At 26.4% G+C, this 2,753-nt stretch carries 2 pseudogenes; one reads left to right on the top strand and one right to left on the bottom strand.

The features are described from left to right. Positions 1-1,717: 1,717 nt before the first annotated feature. Positions 1,718-1,846, top strand: a pseudogene (locus ACEW7V_RS01315) (hypothetical protein); the annotation flags it as partial. A 271-nt stretch (positions 1,847-2,117) separates the two neighbouring features. On the opposite strand, the pseudogene ACEW7V_RS01310 reads toward ACEW7V_RS01315, so the two are convergent. Then, a pseudogene (locus ACEW7V_RS01310) lies at positions 2,118-2,753 on the bottom strand (tRNA (adenosine(37)-N6)-threonylcarbamoyltransferase complex transferase subunit TsaD); the annotation flags it as partial.

Here is a 2,753-nt window from a genome sequence, read left to right as displayed (position 1 = left end):
CATGCATTGTTTGTTCTGAATACTGCCCGTACCACATATTCCAGCGATTCCAGAATAAGCAACCATCTCAGGTGCCAGTATAACCGATTTTTCGACGTTCTGAATAAGCGCTCTAGAGAGCAACTATAGCATACTGGCCTGACTAGTCATTCTTTATCGAGGTACACATATACAGCTCTTCAGTTTTTTATCCGTTTACTGCGATCCTACTCAATCATACTTGTTGTCGCCGCCTTAAAATATCTCGTAAAATGGTTTATTATTAGAATCATAAACTTTGTCCTGCATGATTTCCTAGCTCAATTTCCTGTTTTTCTGCCTGTTATGAGTTTATATGCTCTTACTGGATTATGTATGCTCTGTGTTTATTTTATTAGTTTGCAAAATATAAGTAATATTTAATATAAAATAACAAAGAAATTAATAAATATAATTTTAGATACTTTTTAAATAAATGATTTTTCTTTGCATTATTCATTTTTTTATAATATAGATCTCTTTATTTATGTTTTAGTGTTAAAATAATTGTAATCATTAAAATCTAAAAATTAAATAATAATATATATTTTTTAAATTCAAAAAGTAAATATTAAAATGAAAAAATAATCGTTGTTTTGCATAGAAGATTTTTTGTTTTGTCCTCATTCAAATTTACATACAGTTAAAATAAAAATTATTAATGTCAGTTTTATAACAAAAAAAATAAAAAAACAAATTTTATAATTACTATCTGTATATTACTTATTTCGCAATTTTATATACAAAAAAGAGACCTTAAAATCCTCTGGGATTATTTAATCCTTTAAAAATATTTTTATTTTTTTTATCAATCAATTTAGAAAAAATTGATTGATAAAAAATTAAAAATATTTTTAAAAAATTAAATATCCTGTTAAAGAGACTTTTTAAAGTCTCTTTTTTTATATATAAAATTGAAAGGAAAGCAATTTTGTGATATACAGAGATTATATTATAAAAACTGTTTTTATTTTTTGTTATAAAATGACATTAATAGTAATTTTTGTTTTTGAACTGCTGTAGCCAAATTTGTAAAAAAGATGGGGTTAAAAAATATTAAAAATGTACATACAAAATAACTTAATTATTTTTTCATTTTAATATTTACTTTTGGTTTTAAAAAATATATATTATTATTTAATTTTTTAGTTTTAATGATTACAATTATTTTTATTTTTTTTTAAAAAACATAAAATAAAAAAGGAGTCTATATTATAAAAATGAATAATGCAAAAAGAAAAAATCATTTTATTTAAAAGTATCTAAATTATATTTCTATTAATTTCTCTTTATTATTTTTTATATTAAATATTACTTATGTTTTTGCAAAAACTAATAAGTAAACACAAACATACACTTCATCCAGTAGAGCATATAAACCTCATAATGAAGGCGAAGAAAAACAAGTAGACTAGGAAAATCCTAATACTTGGGATAAAGTTTATGATTCTAATAATAAACAAATTTTTACAAAGATATTTTAAAGAAGGCAGCGACGAAGATAACAAAACAAGTTAATTGGGGATCACGATAGGCAGGATAAAACCTCCAAGAGGAGGAGCTCTAGGTTATGTGTGGCACACTTCTGATAAAGAATATTTTAGTCAAACCGAAGATAAATTAAAATATGCTATAGTTTGCTCTCTGGGGGGCAGCAGCCGAAGAACTTTTTTGTAAATCTAGAACAAATGGAGTTTATTCAGATCTAAAATCAGTTACTCGCATTGCTTTTGGGATGGTTGCTTATTCTGGAATGAGTCCTTTAGGATATATTAATTTTGGAACATTATTCAGAACAAACTCGTTATCAAGCAGACCAAGAAGTTAAAAATAGTTGATGAATGTTATAAAACATCCAAAGAACTTTTAATAACTAATAAAACATTAGTTGAAAAAATAACCAAAGCTTTATTAAGAAAAAGACACCTTTTATATTAAAGAAGTTTATGCTTTAGATGGAGAAAAAAAATCAAACTCCAACAAAATCCAAAGCAAAAAGTAAACCAAAAAGAACAACAACCAAATAAACAATAAAAAGAGTCTCTTTGGGACTCTTTTATTGTTATATATTATATAAAAAAAGGGGTATTATCAAAAAATCAAAAAAACAAATTAGGATTTGCTGTAAGATCATATTTTTAGAAGCTTTAGTAATTTGGTTCTGATAATACGCTGCAATACCTATCATAGCAGCTTGGATCAGTCAATATTGCAAACTAGGAAAAATAACTTCCAAGTTAGCAAAAGATGTCATAAAATTTTGTCTTAAACCAGAATTAGAAGCAACTCCACCAGTAACAATTAATTGTTTAGCGCGATATTTGGTTAAAGCTCTTTTTTAGTTTTTTCATATAAACATCAAATAACACTAGCTTGAAAAGAAGCGCACAAATCAGGAATGTTGATATCTTTTAGGTTTTGTTTCATCACTAAATTTACCAAAGTGCTTTTGAGTCCTGAAAAACTAAAATTCAGATTATCATTTTTTAAATAAGGGCGGACCGATGATAAGTGTCTTTTCCTTGTTGGGCTAATTGATCAATCAAAGGCCCTCCAGATAAGGCAGATTGAGGATTTTTTTAGCAATTTTATCATAAACTTCTCCTACTGCATCATCCAGAGTAGTGCCAAGAGGTTTGATTTGGAGGTGGTCCGTAAGATAAAAAAGATCGGTGTGTCCTCCAGAAACTAAAAGTACTAAGGCAGGAAAATTAATTTATGTTCAATTTGAGCAG

The sequence above is a fragment of the Areca yellow leaf disease phytoplasma genome (genome assembly GCF_041920595.1).
The sequence above is the reverse complement of the archived record's forward strand: the minus strand, read 5'-3'. Positions and strand labels throughout refer to the sequence as shown.